The 19,497-nt window shown below is 64.7% G+C and carries 17 protein-coding genes and 1 pseudogene; 4 read left to right on the top strand and 14 right to left on the bottom strand.

What is annotated here, in order from left to right:
• Positions 1-94: 94 nt before the first annotated feature.
• From GC088_RS04120 to GC088_RS04065, 12 genes and pseudogenes are all read right to left on the bottom strand, one after another.
• Positions 95-814, bottom strand: coding sequence for a MazG nucleotide pyrophosphohydrolase domain-containing protein (locus tag GC088_RS04120; protein WP_323960752.1), 720 nt, complete (start codon positions 812-814; stop codon positions 95-97).
• A complete protein-coding gene (locus tag GC088_RS04115) occupies positions 811-1,956 on the bottom strand; it encodes an adenosine deaminase (RefSeq protein WP_323960750.1) in 1,146 nt (381 codons plus the stop codon). The genes GC088_RS04120 and GC088_RS04115 overlap by 4 nt, the downstream gene beginning before the upstream one ends.
• A gap of 9 nt (positions 1,957-1,965) precedes the next feature.
• Positions 1,966-2,619, bottom strand: coding sequence for a DedA family protein (locus GC088_RS04110; protein ID WP_323961914.1), 654 nt, complete (start codon positions 2,617-2,619; stop codon positions 1,966-1,968).
• Between the two features lie 351 nt (positions 2,620-2,970).
• Positions 2,971-4,257 (bottom strand): thymidine phosphorylase, encoded by a 1,287-nt coding sequence (locus GC088_RS04105; protein ID WP_323960748.1) that lies wholly within the window; start codon positions 4,255-4,257, stop codon positions 2,971-2,973.
• A gap of 80 nt (positions 4,258-4,337) precedes the next feature.
• A pseudogene (locus GC088_RS04100) lies at positions 4,338-4,679 on the bottom strand (cytidine deaminase); the annotation flags it as partial.
• Positions 4,680-4,775: 96 nt separating this feature from the next.
• On the bottom strand, positions 4,776-6,059 hold the full coding sequence (locus GC088_RS04095; protein ID WP_323960746.1) for an ABC transporter permease: 1,284 nt from the start codon (positions 6,057-6,059) through the stop codon (positions 4,776-4,778).
• Positions 6,056-7,360 (bottom strand): ABC transporter permease, encoded by a 1,305-nt coding sequence (locus tag GC088_RS04090; protein WP_323960744.1) that lies wholly within the window; start codon positions 7,358-7,360, stop codon positions 6,056-6,058. The genes GC088_RS04095 and GC088_RS04090 overlap by 4 nt, the downstream gene beginning before the upstream one ends.
• Entirely contained in the window at positions 7,357-8,919 is a 1,563-nt protein-coding gene (locus GC088_RS04085) for an ABC transporter ATP-binding protein (protein ID WP_323961912.1), read from the bottom strand. Before GC088_RS04085 ends, GC088_RS04090 begins: the two co-directional genes overlap by 4 nt.
• A 171-nt stretch (positions 8,920-9,090) precedes the next feature.
• Positions 9,091-10,197 carry a BMP family lipoprotein gene (locus GC088_RS04080; protein ID WP_416377495.1) on the bottom strand — a complete coding sequence of 369 codons (1,107 nt, stop codon included), beginning with the start codon at positions 10,195-10,197 and terminating at the stop codon, positions 9,091-9,093.
• Between the two features lie 229 nt (positions 10,198-10,426).
• Positions 10,427-11,527 (bottom strand): LLM class flavin-dependent oxidoreductase, encoded by a 1,101-nt coding sequence (locus tag GC088_RS04075; RefSeq protein ID WP_323960742.1) that lies wholly within the window; start codon positions 11,525-11,527, stop codon positions 10,427-10,429.
• A 100-nt stretch (positions 11,528-11,627) separates the two neighbouring features.
• Positions 11,628-12,833 carry an amidohydrolase gene (locus GC088_RS04070; RefSeq protein WP_323960740.1) on the bottom strand — a complete coding sequence of 402 codons (1,206 nt, stop codon included), beginning with the start codon at positions 12,831-12,833 and terminating at the stop codon, positions 11,628-11,630.
• Positions 12,834-12,862: 29 nt separating this feature from the next.
• Complete coding sequence (locus tag GC088_RS04065) at positions 12,863-13,984, bottom strand: mannose-1-phosphate guanylyltransferase (RefSeq protein ID WP_323960738.1); 1,122 nt, start codon at positions 13,982-13,984, stop codon at positions 12,863-12,865.
• A 267-nt stretch (positions 13,985-14,251) separates the two neighbouring features.
• On the opposite strand from GC088_RS04065, the gene sdhC reads away from it, so the two are divergent.
• The 4 genes from sdhC (at position 14,252) to GC088_RS04045 (ending at position 17,747) form a co-directional block, all read left to right on the top strand.
• Positions 14,252-14,632: a succinate dehydrogenase, cytochrome b556 subunit gene (sdhC, locus tag GC088_RS04060; RefSeq protein ID WP_323960736.1), complete on the top strand. Its 381-nt coding sequence runs from the start codon at positions 14,252-14,254 to the stop codon at positions 14,630-14,632.
• 3 nt (positions 14,633-14,635) lie between these two features.
• Positions 14,636-15,103 (top strand): succinate dehydrogenase hydrophobic membrane anchor subunit, encoded by a 468-nt coding sequence (locus tag GC088_RS04055; RefSeq protein WP_323960734.1) that lies wholly within the window; start codon positions 14,636-14,638, stop codon positions 15,101-15,103.
• Positions 15,104-15,180: 77 nt separating this feature from the next.
• On the top strand, positions 15,181-16,959 hold the full coding sequence (gene sdhA, locus GC088_RS04050) for a succinate dehydrogenase flavoprotein subunit (RefSeq protein WP_323960732.1): 1,779 nt from the start codon (positions 15,181-15,183) through the stop codon (positions 16,957-16,959).
• Complete coding sequence (locus GC088_RS04045) at positions 16,959-17,747, top strand: succinate dehydrogenase iron-sulfur subunit (RefSeq protein WP_323960730.1); 789 nt, start codon at positions 16,959-16,961, stop codon at positions 17,745-17,747. Before sdhA ends, GC088_RS04045 begins: the two co-directional genes overlap by 1 nt.
• Before the next feature lie 73 nt (positions 17,748-17,820).
• Here the strand turns inward: GC088_RS04045 and GC088_RS04040 are convergent, their stop codons facing one another.
• Both GC088_RS04040 and GC088_RS04035 read right to left on the bottom strand, forming a co-directional pair.
• On the bottom strand, positions 17,821-18,930 hold the full coding sequence (locus tag GC088_RS04040; RefSeq protein WP_323960728.1) for a YihY/virulence factor BrkB family protein: 1,110 nt from the start codon (positions 18,928-18,930) through the stop codon (positions 17,821-17,823).
• Complete coding sequence (locus tag GC088_RS04035) at positions 18,884-19,495, bottom strand: 2'-5' RNA ligase family protein (protein ID WP_323960726.1); 612 nt, start codon at positions 19,493-19,495, stop codon at positions 18,884-18,886. The genes GC088_RS04040 and GC088_RS04035 overlap by 47 nt, the downstream gene beginning before the upstream one ends.
• Positions 19,496-19,497 lie beyond the last annotated feature (2 nt).

The following is a 19,497-nucleotide window of genomic DNA, read 5'->3' as shown; positions in this document are numbered from 1 at the left end:
TTCATCAAACGGACAATTCGGACGTGCGCAACCCGGCTAGCTGGTGCTGTGCGCTGGGATTCGGTACTCAGCCTAGTTGAAAGGACCTGATGGGTTACCGTCCGTGACGGCTCTTGTTCGGCAGATGCTCCTGCTGATAGCGGCGCACCGCTACCCGCAGGGCGCGCTCGGGGTCCAGACCGGCTTCGACAGCCTGACCGACGACGGCGAGCAGCAGGTCGCCGAGTTGCTCCTCGGACGCGGCAATCGGCAGTTCCCGTGCGGTTTCCCGCAGGGCCTGGGACTGGGTGTCGGGCGCTTCCCTCTGCACACGGGCAACACTTTTTGCGGCAGCAGACAGGGCAGGGAGGGCGGGTGGGATACTTTCGAAGAGCGTTGAGTGGCCGCCCTGTTCCTCCTTCTTGAGCCGGTGCCAGGCGGCTTCAATCTCCTCGACCGAAGCTGCAGAACCGGTGCGAAGCGCACCTTCCGGAGTGAAGACGTGCGGATTCCTCCGGATCATCTTGGCGGTGAGTCCGTCGACAACGTTCACCATGGCGAAGGATCCGCGTTCCTCCTGCAACCGCGCATGCAGCACCACCTGCAGGAGAACGTCGCCGAGCTCGGAGCGGAGTTCCTCAGCATCTGCCGGACCCTCCAGTGCATCAAGCAGCTCGTAGCATTCCTCCACAAGATATTTGGCGAGGGACTCGTGGGTCAGTGCTCCCATCCAGGGGCAGTGCTCGCGCAGCAGCCGGATGACCTCCAGCAACCTGTCCAGGGACTCCCCCGCAGCAGCCGTGTGGCCGGCCGCTGCGCCTGCGTCTGCTGTCATGCCCCGCCGGCTGTGTCGTAACCCTGCGCAATGAGCTCGGCGAGCGCGGTGCGGCTGTCCAGGGGCAGGAAGGCTGCCTCGACGGCGTTCAGGGTCAGTTCGAGCAGGTCATCGAGGTCGTAGTCGAAGGTCTCTACCAGAAGTTCGAACTCGTCAGTCAGGCTTACGCCGCTCATCAGGCGGTTGTCGGTATTGACCGTGACGTTGAAGCCCAGCTGGTACAGCAGGTCAATAGGATGGCTGGCGATGTCCTTGCCGAACGCCTCGATGGCACCGGTCTGGAGGTTCGATGAAGGGCAGACCTCCAGCGGGATACCGCGGTCTCGCACCCAGGCTGCAACCTGGCCCAGCGTCACCATACCGGTGCGGGCCTCCGAGTTGTCGCCGTCGTCGTCAAACTCGACCGTGATGTCCTCGGCGATGCGGACACCATGGCCGATCCGCTGCGCGCGTCCGTTGACCAGGGCGTCCACGATGCTGTCGACGCCCGCTGCCTCACCGGCATGCACGGTGGCAGGGAACTGCTGCTGGGCGAGGTAGGTGAACGCATCGGCAAAGCGCGACGGCGGGAAACCGTCCTCGGCGCCGGCGATGTCGAAGCCCACTGCCCCGCGGTCCCGGTGGCGCACCGCCAGTTCGGCGATCTCCATGCCGCGGTCGGCATGGCGCATCGCGGTGATGAGCTGACCGACCTGGATGGTGTGCCCGCGCGCGGCTACAGCCTCGATTCCGGCGTCGAGTCCTTCCTGAACGGCTTCGACGGCCTCATCGAGGGTGAGCCCACGGGTGAGGTGCTGCTCAGGTGCCCACCGCACCTCGCCGTAGACCACGCCGTCGTCTGCGAGATCCTCGACGAACTCACGTGCAACCCGGGCAAGCCCCTCGCGGGTCTGCATGACAGCGATGGTGTGATCGAACGTCTCGAGGTAGCGCACCAGCGACCCCGAGTCAGCTGCATCCCGGAACCACTCCCCGAGAGCAACCGGGTCGGTGGACGGGAGCTGGTGGCCGATCTCTTCCGCCAGCTCGATGATCGTGGCCGGACGCAGTCCGCCGTCCAGGTGATCGTGCAGGGAAACTTTCGGCAGTGAACGGATGTCGAAGGTCAGGTCCGTGGCGAGGGAAGTTATTGGTTCAGTCACAGGGCAAGACTACGCGGAGGAGCTGACCGGAGCACGTGCAGCATGCGGCCGTGCAGGAGTAGATCCTCGGACGGCGCTGATGATGCGGTCCACTATGAACCCGAGGACCACAGCCACTGCAATGGCGACCGTGACTCCGAGCAGGTGGTTGTCCGCGAACCATGCCCCGGCGAGCGCTCCGATTCCCACCGAGTAGCTCCCCCACGCGACTGCCGAAATGCCGGTGAGCACCAGGAAGCGACGCTGGGAATACCCGGTGGCGCCGGCGGTCAGGTTCACCGCAACCCGGCCGAAGGGCACAAAGCGCGCTACCAGGATCAGGGAAGCTGCCCGCTTCTCCAGCTCGTAGCCGGCCCACTCGAACGCCCGTTGCGAACGGGGGCGGCGCATCCATCGGAAGCGCTTGGTCCCCACTGCCCGGCCCATGATGTATGCCGTGTTGTCACCGATGAATGCGCCGAGCGCTGCCACGAGGATCAGCAGCCAGGGGTTCGGCACCCCCTCGGCGATCACCAACGCCGCCAGGCCCACGACGACCGATTCGCTGGGGAACGGTGGAAAGAACCCGTCCACTGTGCAGCAGATAAACACGAGGAGGTAAACCCAGGGCTGTTCCGCGGTGCCGAGGATAAGGTCGCTGAGTCCGGTCGTTACAGCGTTGATGAACTCCACTACCTGCGCTCCTTATGAACCTGCAACCGTAACCTGCGACCGTTATCTGCAACCTTGTCTGCGACTCACGAAAAATCGGAGATTGCAGTCGTTTCGACGGGCCGGACCCCGCCTCGAACACCTGTTTCAACGATGACAGCATCGTTTTGGGTAGGCCATGGGGGACTTCCCCGGGCAGCCCCTGATCCAGCCTTTTTCCAAGGTTAGGGTTGGGCCCGGGTAGTCCGCGTCGGCCTGATGGCTGATCTTGGCACGCGCCCGGATCCACCCGTGGGAGGATCCGGGGTCAGAAAGCGCGGGTCATTCGACGGCGGTCAGGAACCGCTGGTCAGGCAGGGCAGGTCAGGCGATGCGATCAATAATGAGCTGCTGGGCAGGGCGCGATCCTTCTGGAGCAATGACGACTGCGGACTCGAGCGCCTCGCGCGCCCTGGCGAACTTCTCCGGTGTGTCGGTCAGCAGGGTCATCAAGGGTTCCCCCGCACGAACCAGTGCTCCGGGCTTCGCATGGAGCCGCACACCGGCCCCGGCCTGAACAACGTCTTCCTTCCGGGCCCTGCCCGCGCCCAGCCTCCACGCCGCCACTCCGACGGCGAGCGCGTCCATTTCAACCAGGACGCCGTCGGCTGGTGCGTACATGGTCTCCGATTCGCGGGCCACCGGCAGGGCGGCACGCGGATCCCCGCCCTGGGCCTCGATCATCCGGTTCCAGACGTCCATGGCGCGTCCGTCCTTCAACGCCTGGGCTGGATCGGCGTCGCGAACTCCGGCTGCCTCCAGCATTTCCTCCGCGAGGCGGACCGTAAGTTCCACGACGTCGTCGGGCCCGCCGCCGGCGAGCACTTCGACCGATTCCTCAACCTCGATGGCATTACCCGCGGTGAGTCCCAGCGGAGTGGACATGTTGGTCAAGAGCGCCACTGTCTTCACTCCTGCGTCCGTTCCGAGGGCGACCATAGTTTCTGCCAGTTCGCGGGCCTGGGCCTCGTCCTTCATGAAGGCGCCGCTTCCCACCTTCACGTCGAGTACCAGTGAGCCGGTGCCCTCGGCAATCTTCTTGCTCATGATCGAGGAGGCGATCAACGGAATTGCCTCGACCGTTCCCGTGACATCACGCAGCGCGTACAGCTTCTTGTCCGCCGGCGCCAGGCCCGCTCCGGCCGCGCAGATCACCGCGCCGACGTCGGCGAGCTGGGTCATCATCTCCTCGTTGGAGAGCTCGGCCCGCCAGCCCGGGATGGACTCCAGCTTGTCCAGCGTCCCTCCCGTGTGCCCGAGGCCGCGGCCGGAGAGCTGGGGAACCGCGACACCGAAGACGGCGACGAGCGGCGCCAGGGGAAGCGTGATCTTGTCGCCCACTCCCCCTGTGGAGTGCTTGTCGCTGGTCGCCTTGCCGAGCGAGGAGAAGTCCATGCGGTCGCCGCTGGCGATCATCGCCGTCGTCCACCGGGAAATCTCGGCACGGTCCATGCCGTTGAGCAGGATGGCCATGTTCAGCGCGGCCATCTGCTCATCGGCGATGGCCCCGCGGGTGTAGGCGTCGATGGTCCAGTCGATTTGTTCGGGACTCAGGGTTCCGCGGTCGCGCTTGGTCCTGATGATGTCGACGGCGTCGAACTGTTTCCTCATGTGCCTGATCCTGTCCGGGCTTCGCCCGTCTCAACATTGGCCGCTGTGGCTTCTGCTTCTGCGTACGGTTGGGCTTCTGCTTCGGCGAGGTGCTGCGGCCCGAATGCATCCGGCAGCACCTCATCCATGGTCCTGATTCCGCTGACGGTCATCAGCAGCATGCCCGGGGCCCTGAATTCATAGAGCAGCTGGCGGCAGCGGCCGCAGGGCATAAGGGCATTTCCCTGCCCGTCCACGCAGCTGAACGCAACAAGCCGTCCGCCACCGGTCATCTGCAGCTGGCTCACGAGGGAGCATTCGGCACAGAGCGTCAGGCCGTAGGACGCGTTCTCGACGTTGCAGCCGGACACGATCCTGCCGTCCTCCGTCAGCGCGGCCGCGCCGACCGGGAACTTCGAGTAGGGGACGTAGGCCTTGCGCATTGCCGTTCTCGCCGCTTCCGCAAGCTGCTCCCACGGAAGGTCCGCGTCTTGGCCGGCGGGCGCCGTCGTCGTCGGTTCAGTTCCGGGCATCAACTATCACTCCTTGACATACGGGACGCCGCTGGCAGCGGGCGGACGCGAGCGTCCCACCAGGCCGGCGACCGCAAGGATGGTGACAATGTACGGAAGCATCGCCAGGAACTGGCTGGGCACATCGGTACCGATGATTGAGAGGACGAAGCGCAGGTTTGTTGCGAACCCGAACAGCAGCGCCGCGAAGAACGCTCCGATCGGGTTCCACCGGCCGAAGATCAGGGCGGCGAGCGCAATGTAGCCCTGGCCCGCCGTCATGTCCCGGGTGAAGGTGCTCACCGACACCAGCGTGAAGAACGCGCCGCCGAACCCGGCCACGGCACCGCCGAGCAGGACGTTCCGGAAGCGTGTGGCATTGACCTTGATGCCCATGGTGTCCGCGGCCTGCGGGTGCTCTCCGACTGCCCGGACCCGCAGCCCCCACTTGGTCCGGTAGAGGCCGATCCAGACCACGATCACTGCGGCGTACATGAAATACCCCACGACGGTCTGCTGGAAGAGGATGGGCCCGATGACCGGAATGTCAGCCAGCAGCGGGATGCGGATCTCCGGCAGGCCGGGGGGCGAGTTGAAGGTCTCGGAGTCCCGGCTGAGCAGGGTGGAGGCGAGGAACCCGGTCAGGCCTGACACCAGGACGTTCAGCACCACGCCCACGATGATCTGGTTCACCAGGTACTTGATGCTGAAGACGGCCAGGATGAAGGAGACCAGCACGCCCGCGATGGCCGCGGCGATCAGGCCGACGAACGCGTTGCCCGAAACGGAGGCTGCGACGGCGGCTGCGAACGCCCCTGACAGAAGCTGGCCCTCGATGGCGATATTCACGACGCCCACCCGCTCGCAAAGCACGCCGGAGAGCGAGCCGAAGATGAGCGGGATGGCCAGGGTGACCGAACCCGCCACCAGACCGGCAAGAGAGATCGACGGCCGGTCTGCGATGCCCACCACCCAGGTGAGGAAGCCGATGACGAACAGCACCGCGTAGGCGATGCCGAACCAGCGGTTCATCTTCAGGCCCTTGCGCGCCTGCAGGAAGGAGTACGCGGCGATGGCAATCAGGGCCAGCGCCACGACCCAGCCCACACCGTTGGCCGGCAGGGCGATGTCAGCCAACCGAATGCGGTCGGAGTCGTCGGACACCCGGAAGACCGCCGTGGTGGCCGGTCCGCCGATGGCAAAGACGGCCAGCGCCAGCAGGGCACCGATGCCGAATCCGATGGGAGCCTTCCAGCTCCTGCCGACCGGTGCGGCATCGGCCGTGTTGGTCACGGTTGTTGCAATGCTCATGCCGCACCTCCGGCTACGTGCCGCTGGGCCTTGCCCGCGCGGTTTTTCTTCTTCTGGTCGATACGGAAGATCGCCTTGACCAGCGGCGGCGCCGCGATGAACAGGACAATCAGGGACTGGACCACCAGGACAATGTCGATGGGCGTTCCGGTGAGGGTCTGCATCTGCACGCCGCCGGCGCGGAACGCCCCGAACAGCAAGCCGGCGAAGAACACGCCCCACGGTCGAGACCGTCCCAGCAGCGCGACGGTGATGGCATCGAATCCGAAGCTCGCGGCGATGCCGCTGGTAAGCACGCGCTCCGTTCCGGCAACCTGCGCCACGCCTGCCAGCCCTGCGAGGCCGCCGGCCAGCATCATGACGACGACGTACCCGCGCGTGACGCTGATTCCCGCGGTACGTGCCGCGAAGGGATTTGCTCCGACCGCCCGGAGCTCGAAGCCGACCGTCGAACGGTTCAGCAGCCACCAGACGCCGTACGTCGCGGCGATGGCCACGAGGAAGCCGAGGTGCAGGCGGAACTGCGGGCCCAGCAACTGCGGGAAAAGCGCCGTGTCATCCAGGCGGGGGCTGATGGGGTTTGACGAGCCGGGGTTCTGGAACGACGGCGTCGTCAGCAGGAACCCGACCAGGTAGATCGCAATGTAGTTGAGCATGATCGTGACAATCACCTCATGCGCGCCCGTCCGCGCCTTCAGCAGGCCCGGGATGACGCCCCACAGGGCACCGCCCACAAAACCGGCGAGAACCACGAACAGCAGGTGGATGCCGAACGGCAGGTGCCAGGAGAACCCGATCCAGCCTGCGAACATCGCCCCGAGGATGATCTGGCCCTGGGCGCCGATGTTGAACAGGCCGGCCCGGAAAGCCAGCGCGACGCCGAGGCCTGCGAGGATGAGCGGCGTTGCCACCGTGAACGTCTCGGTCAGCGGCCGGAACATCAGGGCGAGGGAGTCGGCCGCCGGATTGAAGATCGCGCCCTGGAAAAGGGCCGCGTAGGCACCGCTCGCCGCGCTCCAGGCGGCCGCGAGTGTGTCGGTGGGCCTGCCGAAGAAGTAGGTGGCAGCGGCGGCGACGTCCTCGTCGGTCACCGCGATCAGGATCCCGCCGAGGATGATTGAAAGCACGACGGCGAGAACCGCCACGAGCGATGATCCGCTGACGATACTCTTCAGGATGTTTCGGCCGGCATCATGCCCGCCGCCGGTGACCGGCGTCGTGTCCTCCGTACCGGGAATCGGTGGCGGAGCTGCCGCGCCATCGGCGGCCGCTGCGCTTGAGCTCGGATTCTGGGTGCTCATCGGCTCTCCTCCCCCGCGTGATGTTCGCGGCCTGCCACAGGGTGCTGGCGTAGCGCTTCTTCCGCCGGCATGCCGGCCATCATGAGGCCGAGCACGTCCCGGGACGTGTCTCCGGGCACTATGCCCATGAGCTCTCCTCCGTGCAGGACCGCGATCCGGTCCGCGAGTTCGCTGATTTCATCGAGTTCGGTGGAAACGATCATCACCGGGGTGCCGGCGTCGCGCTCGGCGACGATCCGCTTGTGCAGGAATTCAATGGATCCGACGTCGACGCCGCGTGTGGGTTGGGAAGCGATGAACAGGTTGAGCGGCCGCGAGAGCTCACGGGCCAGGACCACCTTCTGCTGGTTTCCACCCGAGAGCGTGCTGACCGCAGCCTCTGCGCTCGGCGTGCGGACGTCGAACTCGTCAATCTTGGCTCGGGCGTTGTTCAGCACGACCGATGGCTTCATGGCCATGCCCTTCGCGAAGGGTGCCTCGTTGTACCAGTTCAGGATCATATTCTCGGCGATGGAGAAGCTTCCCACCAGGCCGTCCACCTTCCGGTCTTCCGGAACGAAACCCACTCCCTGGCGGATGATGTCCTTGACCTTCATCCCGAGGAGTTCCTTGCCCTTCAGCTGTACCGATCCGGTGGCGTGCGGATGAAGCCCGAGGATGGCCTCGGTGAGTTCCGTCTGTCCGTTGCCCTGGACGCCTGCGACGGCGAGAATCTCGCCTTCCGCGATGGTGAAGCTGACGTTGTTGACCAGTTTCTGCCCGCCCGGACCTGCAACAGTGAGGTTCTGCACGGTGAAGGTGGTTTCCCCCGGAGCCGCCGGCGCCTTGTCCAGCGTGAGACTGACCTTCCGCCCCACCATCATTGAGGCAAGCTCGCTGGTGCTGGCGGTCGGCTCAACAGTTCCGACGACGGCACCACGACGGATCACCGTGATGACATCGGACACTGCCTTCACCTCGCGCAGCTTGTGCGAGATGAACACAATCGCCGTGCCGCCTGCTTTGAGCTCCTCGATGATCTGGATAAGTTCATCCGTTTCCTGGGGGGTGAGCACGGCAGTGGGCTCGTCCAGGATCAGCACTTCGGCCTTGCGCACGAGTGCCTTGATGATTTCAACGCGCTGCTGGACACCCACGGGGAGGTCCTCGACCAGGGCATCGGGATCGACGTCGAACCCGTAGCGGTCGGATATCTCGCGAATGCGCGCGCGGGTCTTGTCCAGGTCCAGCACCCCGCCGGCCTTGGTGTGCTCATCCCCGAGCGCAACGTTCTCGGCGACGGTGAACACGGGAATCAGCATGAAGTGCTGGTGCACCATGCCGATGCCGGCTGCCATGGCGTCGCCTGGTCCGCGGAAAGTCACGGGCTCCCCGTTCACCAGAATGCGTCCCTCGGTGGGCTCGTACAGTCCGTAGAGCACGTTCATGAGGGTGGACTTGCCTGCGCCGTTCTCTCCCAACAGGCAGTGCACCTGTCCGGGATTCACCACCAGATCGATATTGTCATTGGCAACAAGGGACCCAAAGCGCTTGGTGATTCCCTGCAGTTCGAGCTTCACAACCCCAACCAACCTGTCCTTTGTGGGAGCTGACCGCTCCGGGCCGGGCAGGGCGTTCCTGCCCGTTCCCGGCGGTTAGCAATTCGGTTCAACCGTAACGCGAACACGCCGCCCGCGCCGAGGATTGTTGGACCATCCTGTGGGCGCGGGCGGCGCGTTGCGTTGCTGGTGTTACTGGGGGCTTGCCTCTGATTCAACGGTGATGTCACCGGCGACGATGCCCGCCTGGATTTCTTCGAGCTCCGCCCTCATCTCGTCCGAGACGGCTTCCTCCTGGTCGTGGAACGGTGCCAGCGCAACGCCGCCGTTCTCCAGGGTGCCGACGTACGGCTCGTTGCTGAAGTTGCCTTCGACATCCTCGGTGATGACCTGCTCAACGGCATCGCCCATCAGCTTCATGACCGAGGTCAGGATGTACTCGGTGCCCGACTCAACTGTCTCGAAACCGTCGGAGTCGACCCAAATCACCTTGGTGGCGCCGCCGTCGGCGTTTGCCTCCTCAACCGCCTCAATGGTGCCCAGGCCGACAGGGCCGGCCACCGGCATGATGATGTCGGCGCCCTCATTGATGAAGTTCTGGGTGTTGGTCTTGCCCGCCGCCTGGTTCTCGAAGTCGCCCACAAAGGTTCCGGTCTGCGCGTCCTTATCCCAGCCGAGCAGTTCGACGTTCGCGTCCTTCTGCTCGTTGTAGTAGGCCACGCCGTCCGCGAACCCGTCCATGAAGATGGTTACCGTGGGGATTTGGATACCGCCGTAGGTGGCGACCTTGCCGGTCTCGGAGGTTCCGGCGGCGAGGTAACCGGCCAGGAAGGCAGCCTGGGCCGTGTCGTAGATGATCGGCTTCACGTTCGGCAGATCGATCTGGTTGTCATCGACGATGGCGAAGTTGGTGTCCGGGTTGGCTTCCGCAGCCTCCGCAGTGGTCGCCGAGAGCAGGAACCCGACGGTGACGATCATGTCGCAGCCCGCGGAGACCATGGAGTTCACGTTGGGGGTGAAGTCCGTCTCAGCCTGGGATTCTGCCTGGCGAACCTCGATGCCGAGGGACTCCTCGGCGGCCTGGATGCCCTCGTAGCTGGACTGGTTGAACGACTGGTCGTCGAATCCGCCCGAGTCGGAGACGATGCAGCCGGTGTAGTCAGTGCCGGCAGCCGCCGGATCGGATCCGTCTTCCTCGGCCGGCGGCGCGCCGCAGCCGGCGAGGAGAAGGGCTGCAGCCCCCAGGGCGGCAGCGGACATGCCGGTGCGGCGCCCTGTCAAGCTCCGTGAATTCTTCAATGTTCCTCCGATAAGAAGTGAGCCCATGAACGAGAGATCAATGAGTGTCCGTCTGTAACGCCCTGCTGTGGGCTACAAGCTCTGTTGTCACTGATGTTCGTGGCGACGGTCCCGCTGCGACCGGGACCGGATGACGAGCCTACTCTAGCGCCGGAGTGATTGGGCACACTACCAAACAGGGGCGTTGTACCCACATTGTTCAACTTTTGTTACCAATCAGTAGGTTGACCTATCCCGCTGCGGGTGCAGTGCCCGCAGCGGCAGGCTCTGACTGTTCTGCTCGCTGTGATTCCACTGGTCGCTCTGCTCGCTCTGCTCGCCAGGTCTCAGCAAGGGCGACCAGGGAATCAATCCGGGAGCCGACGTCGTACGTTGTTCCGGTAACCATGACTTCCTGCACTCCTGTAAGGCGGATAAGTTCGTCGAGCCGCGCGGTGACCTGTTCGGGTGTCCCTACCGCCTTGATGGCGGGCAGGTGCTGGAGCATGAACTCCTCCTGCTCGGTCAGCACCCGCTTCGCCGCTTCCTCCGGGGAAACGATCGGCGCTGGATGCCCGGACCGCAGGGACAACGCCATGATCCGCGAGGGACCGGCAAGATACTGTGCTTCCTCCTCGGTCTCCGCCGTGAGGGCGGAGGTGGCCAGCATCGCGTAGGGCTCCTGCAGTGCTGGAGACGGCTGGAAGTTCGAGCGGTAGAGCCGCATGATTGCGGCCGGATCCTCGTTGCCGAAGTGGTGGGCATAGCTGTACCGCAGGCCGAGCATGCCTGCCAGCTGGGCGGAATAACCGCTTGAGCCGAGCAGCCACACATCAGGGAACGACGACGGCGAGGGCGTCGCTACCAGCCTCACCGCCCGGTCGGGAGTCCGGTTGTCGCCGAGCAGCGCAAGCACTTCGAGGACATGCTGGGGGAATTCCTCGACACCGAGTCCGTCGGCCTGCCGGCGCAGGGCCAGGGCGGTCATCTGGTCGGTGCCCGGCGCCCTGCCGATGCCGAGATCGATGCGTCCGGGGTGCAGCGCCTCGAGCAGCGCAAACTGTTCGGCGACAACGAACGGCGCATGGTTGGGAAGCATGACGCCGCCTGAACCAAGACGAATCCGCTCGGTGCGAGCTGCAAGGTGCGCGATCAGGACGGCGGGGCTGGTAGACGCCACCGAAGGCATGTTGTGGTGTTCAGCCACCCAGAAGCGGGTGAAGCCGAGCCGGTCAGCTGCCTCGGCCAGCCGAGCGCTGTCTGCCAAAGCGTCGGAGCTGGTCTTACCCGAACCCACGGTGGCGAGATCGAGGACGGACAGGGGCACGCGAAAAGAGGTTGAAGTGCTCACTTCGCTTGCCAACCGTCGGGCGTCCGGGGACATTCCCGGAGGCTGTTTCCGGAATGTCCCGGCCGGCGCGGAGGTTAGCCGCGGGGTTCAGTGAGGGGCTTTAGTGACGCAACCCGAGGACTGCCCGCATCGCCGCAGCGGCCATGACCCGCACGCCGCAGCCGATGGCATGCTCATCGGGACGGTAGTCCCCGCGGTGAAGGTCGTAGGTTTCGCCTCCGGGTGTACGGGTACCAAGGCGCATCATGGCGCCGGGCACTCGCTGGGTCATCCAGGCGAAATCCTCGCCTCCCATCGACTGGGGCGTGAGAACGACGGCGTCCGGCCCCAGCTCGGCACGGGCGGCGGCTTCGATCAGTCCGGTCTCGGCCTCGGTATTCACCACTGGAGGCACGCCCCGGACGTGCTCAAGTTTCACGTCGACCCCGAACGGTGCGGCGAGCTGCCGCACCGTGTCGTCCATCAGGTCACCGGCAGCTTCCCACGCTTCTCCGTCCAGGCAGCGCATGGTGCCGGACATGAATCCGTGGGCCGGTATGGCGTTGGGAGCCGATCCCGCGTGGATCTGTCCCCAGACAACGGAGACGGCGCTGCGCACGTCGATACGGCGGGACAGCACTGCGGGGACGTTGGCTGCGATATGCGCGAGGGCGAAGACCAGGTCCTCGGTCACGTGCGGGCGCGAGGTATGGCCGCCCCGACCGCTTAGTTCGACCCGCACGGTGTCCGACGCGGATGTGATGGCACCAATGCGGGTGCCGACGAGGCCCACGTCGATGCGCGGGTCGCAGTGCAGGGCGAGGATGCGCGGAACGTCCGTGAGAACGCCCTGGGCGATGACGTCCAGCGCCCCGCCGGGCATTGTTTCCTCTGCCGGCTGGAAGATGACGCGCACGCGCCCTGCCAGCGGGGTTTCGGCGTCGATCTTGGCCAGGACCAGCGCGACGCCGAGCATCACCGTGGTGTGGATGTCGTGTCCGCACGCGTGCGTCACGCCCGTGATCGTCGAGGCGTACGGAAGGCCGGTTTCCTCGAGGATCGGCAGTGCATCAATGTCCGCGCGCAGCCCGATCTTCACGTCACCGTCGCCGATGTCCACGTACAGTCCCGTGTCTTCCAGTCGCTTCGGCTGAAGCCCCGCAGCTTCGAGCACCTCAACGAGCCGGTCGGTGGTGCGGTACTCCTTGTGGGACAGTTCGGGGTGGGCGTGAATGTCGCGGCGAAACCGGGTCAACTCATCCAGCAGCGGAGCCAGCCACACACCGATGTGCGGTACGACGACGGGATCAGTTGGAGATTTCTGCACGGAACAAGCTTACTGGCCGCCCAGCCGGCCTAGAGAACGTCGACGTCGCCGCTCGCCCGCAGGGCCTCGACCGCCTTCTTCACTTCCTGCGCGTGCTCCTTGGTGGTCACCAGAAGTGCGTCGGGGGTGTCCACTATGACGACGTCGTCAATGCCGATTAGGGCGATTACCCGTTTGGTGTCGGACACCACGATTCCCGAGGCATTCTCCGAGAAGACGCGTGCGCCCTCCCCCATGACCTTCAGGTTGCTGTTTTCCGTGGCCGGGTTGAGGCGTCCGATGGCGGCGAAGTCGCCGACGTCATCCCAGCTGAAAGGCCCCGGAATCATGGCGACGTCACCTGCTGCTGCCGCCGGTTCAGCGACCGCGTAATCAATGGCGATCTTCGGAAGGGTGGGCCAGACGCGCCGGGCCACCTCGTTGCGGGCTCGGGTGTCCCAGGCCTCGGCGATCTCCATAAGCCCGGCGTAGAGCACCGGTTCGTTTGCCTCAAGGTGCTTCAGCATCAGTGCGACCGGCGCAACGAACATACCCGCGTTCCAGCTGTACTTCCCGCTGTCGATGTATTCGCGGGCGACGGCTACCGACGGCTTCTCCACGAACTCGATCACAGACTGCGCACTCGGCGCCGACGGGATGTTGAGCGCGTCCCCGGCCCGGATGTAGCCGAACCCGGTGGAGGGGTGCGTGGGAAGGATGCCGATTGTGACGATGTAGCCCTCGGCGGCGGTATATACAGCCTCGCGCACGGCCGCCTGGAAATCCTCAACCGGAGCGATCACCTGGTCGGCGGCGAAGGAACCCATGATGGTGTCGGGGTCGCGGTGGTACAGGATAGCGGCGGCAAGGCCGATGGCAGCACCAGAATCCTTGGGCTCGCTTTCGAGCACGAGATCGGAATCCCGAATTTCCGGCAGCTGCGCACGCACTGCCCGGCGGTGCGCCTTCCCGGTGACCACCATGATGCGTTCGCCGCTCAGGGGCAGCAGCCGCTCGTAGGTGGCACGGATGAGTGTGCTGCCCGACCCGGTGAGGTCATGCAGGAACTTCGGCGCTGCCGCACGGGACAGGGGCCACAGGCGGGTTCCGGTTCCGCCTGCGGGAATGACGCCGTGGAAGCGGTCCAGGGGGCTGCTGGGTTGAGTACTCATCGCTTCCACATTAATGCAGCCTCGCGACGGCGATGACCACCAGCTGGTAATTGAGTGCACTTCTCGTGAATCGCAGGCACAGGGCAGAGCATCCGGGTTACTCCCCGATGAACGGCCGGTGTTAACAAGGTCACACCGTAGGGCGTCCTAAATTGAGCGACTCCACAAGGGACCCTAGATTAGTCTTGATTGAAGAGTGCTCTCGCGAGGGCGCTTGCCAGCGTGGAAGCCACGCTAACGCCTTCGCGACACAGGGAGGTATTTTCAGTGTCGAAGACACCAGCAGGCACCCTCTACCGCGGCCGCGAAGGCCAGTGGTCCTGGGTTGCACATCGTATTACCGGCGTCGTGATCTTCTTTTTCCTTCTGGTGCATGTCCTCGACACCTCCTTGGTGCGGGTCTCTCCCGAGGCATACGACGTAGTTATTGAGTCCTATAAGAACCCGCTCATGGGCCTCGGAGAGCTGGGGCTGGTCGGCGCGATTGTCTTCCACGCCTTCAACGGTCTCCGCGTGGTCCTTGTGGACTTCTGGAAGAAGGGTCCCCGCTACCACCGCCAGATGCTGTGGGCAGTGATCGGTCTGTGGGCTGTCACTATGATCGGCTTCTCCATCCGCCATCTCTCTGTCGTGTTCGGAGGTCACTGAGCCATGTCAACTCCCATCGTTGAATCCCCCCGCTCCGGACGCATCGCTCCGCAGTACCGCCGCACGGGCACCTCGAAGGGCAACTTCGAAATGCTCGCCTGGCTCTTCATGCGGCTTTCGGGCGTGGTTCTGGTTGTCCTGATCTTCGTTCATCTCTGGACCAGCATGATTGCCGGCGACGGCATTGAGGGCGTCGACTTCGGCTTCGTTGCCGGCAAGTGGGCGAGCCCTGTCTGGCAGGTCTGGGACCTCGTGATGCTCTGGCTGGCCATGCTGCACGGCACTAACGGCGTACGCGTGATCATCAACGACTACGCCGAGAAGGACTCCACCCGCTTTTGGCTGAAGTCTGTTCTCTACGTTGCCACGATCGTCATCATCGTCCTCGGCACCCTGGTTATCTTCACCTTTGACCCCTGCCCGGTCGTGAACGGCGTACCGCACGTCGCCGACTACTGCCCGGCGCCCTAGCGACGATCACGGGGCTGCGGCAAGAGAGTCCGTACCCCCAATTCATCACGACCAGCTTCAACAGAAAGAGCACAGGTATGCAGGTCCATAAGTACGACGTCGTCATTGTGGGCGCAGGCGGCGCCGGCATGCGCGCCGCGATTGAATCCGGCCAGCGGGCAAAGACGGCTGTACTGACCAAGCTCTACCCGACCCGTTCGCACACGGGCGCCGCACAGGGCGGCATGTGCGCGGCCCTCGCCAATGTCGAGGAAGACAACTGGGAATGGCACACCTTCGACACCGTCAAGGGCGGCGACTACCTCGTTGACCAGGACGCCGCCGAGGTCATGGCGAAGGAAGCCATCGACGCCGTGCTGGACCTCGAGAAGATGGGGCTGCCGTTCAACCGCACCCCTGAGGGTCGCATCGACCAGCGCCGCTTCGGCGGCCACACCCGCGACCACGGCAAGGCGCCCGTCCGTCGCGCCTGCTATGCCGCTGACCGCACGGGCCACATGATCCTCCAGACGCTGTATCAAAACTGCGTCAAGCACAATGTTGAGTTCTTCAACGAGTACTACGTGCTGGACATGCTGACGGTGGACCAGGAAGTGACCGTCGACGGTGCCACCCGCATCCAGAAGCGCGTTGCCGGCGTCGTCGCCTACGACCTCGCCACCGGTGAACTGCACGTCTTCCAGGCAAAGTCGGTCGTCTTCGCCTCCGGCGGCGTCGGCAAGGTCTACAAGACCACCTCCAATGCCCACACCCTCACCGGTGACGGCATGGGCATCGCCTTCCGGCGCGGCATCCCCCTCGAGGACATGGAGTTCTTCCAGTTTCACCCCACCGGTCTTGCCGGCCTCGGCATCCTGCTTTCCGAAGCTGCCCGCGGTGAAGGCGGAATCCTCCGCAACGCCGAGGGTGAGCGCTTCATGGAGCGCTACGCACCCACCATCAAGGACCTGGCTCCCCGCGACATCGTGGCCCGTTCCATGGCAAACGAGGTACGCGAGGGACGCGGTGCCGGCCCCAACAAGGACTACGTCCTGCTGGACCTGACGCACCTCGAGCCGGCACACATCGACGCCAAGCTTCCGGACATCACCGAATTCGCCCGCACCTACCTCGGGGTGGAGCCATACACCGAGCCGGTGCCGGTGTTCCCGACTGCGCACTACGCCATGGGCGGTATCCCCACCAACATCAAGGCTGAGGTGCTGCAGGACAACGACACCGTTGTTCCCGGCCTGTACGCCGCCGGTGAAGTTGCCTGCGTTTCGGTCCACGGCTCCAACCGCCTCGGCACCAACTCGCTCCTGGACATCAACGTGTTCGGCAAGCGTGCAGGTATCGCCGCCGCCGAATATGCGGCCACCGCTGAGTTCGTGGAGATCCCGGAGAACCCCACCGCACAGACGGAGCTGCTCCTGGACACCATGCGGAGCTCGGAAGGTGGAGAGCGCGTCTCACAGATCCGCCAGGAACTGCAGGACATCATGGACGCCAATGTCCAGGTTTTCCGCACCGAGCAGACCCTCAAGGAAGCCCTCGAGGTCATCGACAAACTGGAGGAGCGCTACACCCGGGTCACTGTCCAGGACAAGGGCAAGCGGTTCAACCTCGACCTGCTGGAAGCCGTGGAACTGGGCTTCCTGCTGGACATGGCCAAGGTCATGACCGCGGCGGCCCTGCACCGCAAGGAGTCCCGCGGCGGCCACTTCCGGGAGGACTACCCCGAGCGCGATGACAAGAACTTCATGACCCATTCCATGGCCTACAAGGATCCCTCCGCTACCGAAACCAGCGGTGTTCGCCTTGAGACCAAACCGGTAGTCTTCACCCGTTACCAGCCCATGGAGCGTAAGTACTGATGAGCACCTCAACTGTCGAAAAAGAACCGGCCTCGAAGGTCGACCTCGCACCCGGCGTAGGCGGAGGCGGCGAGATCCCCACCTTCGACATCACCCTCAAGGTGCGGCGCTACAACCCCGAGGTCTCCGATGAGGCCCACTGGGACGAGTGGAAGCTCACCATGTACGGCACGGACCGCGTGCTGGACGCCCTGCACAAGGTGAAGTGGGAGCACGACGGCACCGTCTCCTTCCGCCGCTCCTGCGCGCACGGTGTCTGCGGTTCGGATGCCATGCGCATCAACGGCCGCAACCGCCTGGCCTGCAAGACGCTTCTGAAAGACCTCGACACGTCCAAGCCCATCCTCGTGGAGCCCATCAAGGGCCTGCCGGTGGAGAAGGACCTCATCGTGGACATGGAGCCCTTCTTCCAGTCCTACCGCGAGATCATGCCGTTCCTTGTCAGCAAGGGCCACGAACCCACGCGTGAGCGCCTGCAGTCGGCGGAGGAGCGCGAGCGCTTCGACGACACTACCAAGTGCATCCTGTGTGCTGCCTGCACCTCGTCCTGCCCGGTCTTCTGGACCGACGGCCAGTACTTCGGTCCGGCCGCGATCGTGAACGCGCACCGCTTCATCTTCGACTCCCGTGATGACGCCGGCGACATGCGCCTGGAAATCCTCAACGACAAGGAAGGCGTGTGGCGCTGCCGCACAACCTTCAACTGCTCGGAGGCCTGCCCCCGCGGCATCCAGGTCACCAAGGCAATCCAGGAGGTCAAGCAGGCCATCCTGACCCGCAAGATCTAGCAGTCTCAAACCGCTATGACGACGGCGCGTGCCACCGACCGGTGGCACGCGCCGTCGTCGTTCTCGGACAGTTTTAGGGGGTGCGGGCTGCCGGGGTTGTCTTGCTGCGGCGCAGCAGCGAGCGCGCCCAGCCTCCGCGTTCCAAAGGACGGGCGGACCGCGCATCGGCGGCACCGATCGCTCCCCAGGCGGTGGCAATCAGGTACACCTGGCTGAGCAGGAAGAACCAGACAAACAAGCCCAGGATGACCGCGAACGGCGCCAAGAGCGGGTTCCTGTCCACGCCGGCCAGCAGCAGCGTGCTGAAAGTCCGAAGCAGGGTGCTACCTATACCGGCGATCAGGGCGGACTGCAGCAGCACTGTGCGCGGCATCTCTATCGCGGATGCCGTGCGGAACAGGATGACGGCCACGAGGGTGTCCAGCAGCAGGGTGACAACGAATCCGGCAAGCTGGGTGAGCGGGCGGGCAGCGCTGGTGAGCCCGACCCACTGCAGGACCAGGTCGATGACGGTGTTCGCCACGAGCCCGACGCCGGTGGTCACCACCAGCACCACCGCCAGGACCAGCAGAATGCCGAGGTCCTTCAGCTTCTGCAGCACCAGATTGGTCTGCAGCGCCGGCAAATCGAAGATGCCGCGCATTCCCTCCCGGAGCCCGGCAATCCAGCCCAGCGCCGTCAGGAGCATGGTCACGGTGGAGACTGCCAGTGCGATGCTCAGCGAGGCCTCGAGGCTGAACAGCTCCTCCGGAGTGGCGAAGCCGGAAACCCCGCCTTCACCGTCCGTATCGATGAGACCCGGAGTGGTCGAATCGACGGCGCGGACAATCAGGCCCTGCAGCGCAGTGTCCCCTGAGACCACCAGGCCCACAATCGAGAACCCTACGACCAGCAGCGCCGCGATCGCGAAGAACATGTTGTAGGCGATTCCCGCGGCCATGAGGGGCCCATGGCGGTTCGTGTAGAGCTGGAAGGCTCGCATAGGCCGGAACGCGTTGAGCCGTGCAAGCAGGTAGGGAATCGTGGCCTGCAGGGCCGGCACTCCCCCGCCCTTCTCGCGGCGCACGCGGCCAAGCTCGCCGCGGGTCTGCAGGACCCTGAGCTGCAGTTTTTCCCGATCCGTTGGAAGCGGGGTCTCAGGTACCTGCTTCTGCTTCTTTACCGTCGGCAGGGTTTTGGCCAAAGGTGAGCTCTTCCCGTAGTTTCCACACACCGGTCACATCGTGCTCGTACAGTCCCATGGTACGTACGGTGAAGGAAGCCTCGAAGTCATCGAGTTGAATCTCTGCCGAATCCATGTTGGCTTCGCTGACGTCGTGTGCAACGGTGACGTGCGGGTGATACGGGTAGTCGAGCTCACGCTCGAGGGGCCCGGCCTGAAGACGGCCGTGCAGGTCCACGCACTCGTCAAACCCCTCGGTGACGTTGATGAAGACCACCGGAGTCAACGGGCGGAACGTGCCCGTGCTTTTCAGCGTCACGGTGAACGGGCGTTGAGTCGCAGCCACCTCCCGGACGTGTTCGATGGTGGATACCCAGTCCGATGCAGGGGTGGTGGTGACCAATGTGATGTGGGGAGGAACGATTGCCGCCATCGGATCGCCGAAGGAAGCCCGCCAACGCTCCAGTTCGCCGGCGATTGGGTCTGGGATCGCGATGACCACTCCCACACAGTTTTCCGCCACAACCTGCCGGCCCACCACGTAGGTGGGCTGGCGCTGTTCGGTATCGCTGATGGGCCGGTTCATAA

The sequence above is a fragment of the Arthrobacter sp. JZ12 genome, from assembly GCF_035189165.1.
Classification (GTDB): Bacteria; Actinomycetota; Actinomycetes; order Actinomycetales; family Micrococcaceae; genus Arthrobacter_D.
This window is presented reverse-complemented; position numbering and strand designations above follow the sequence as displayed.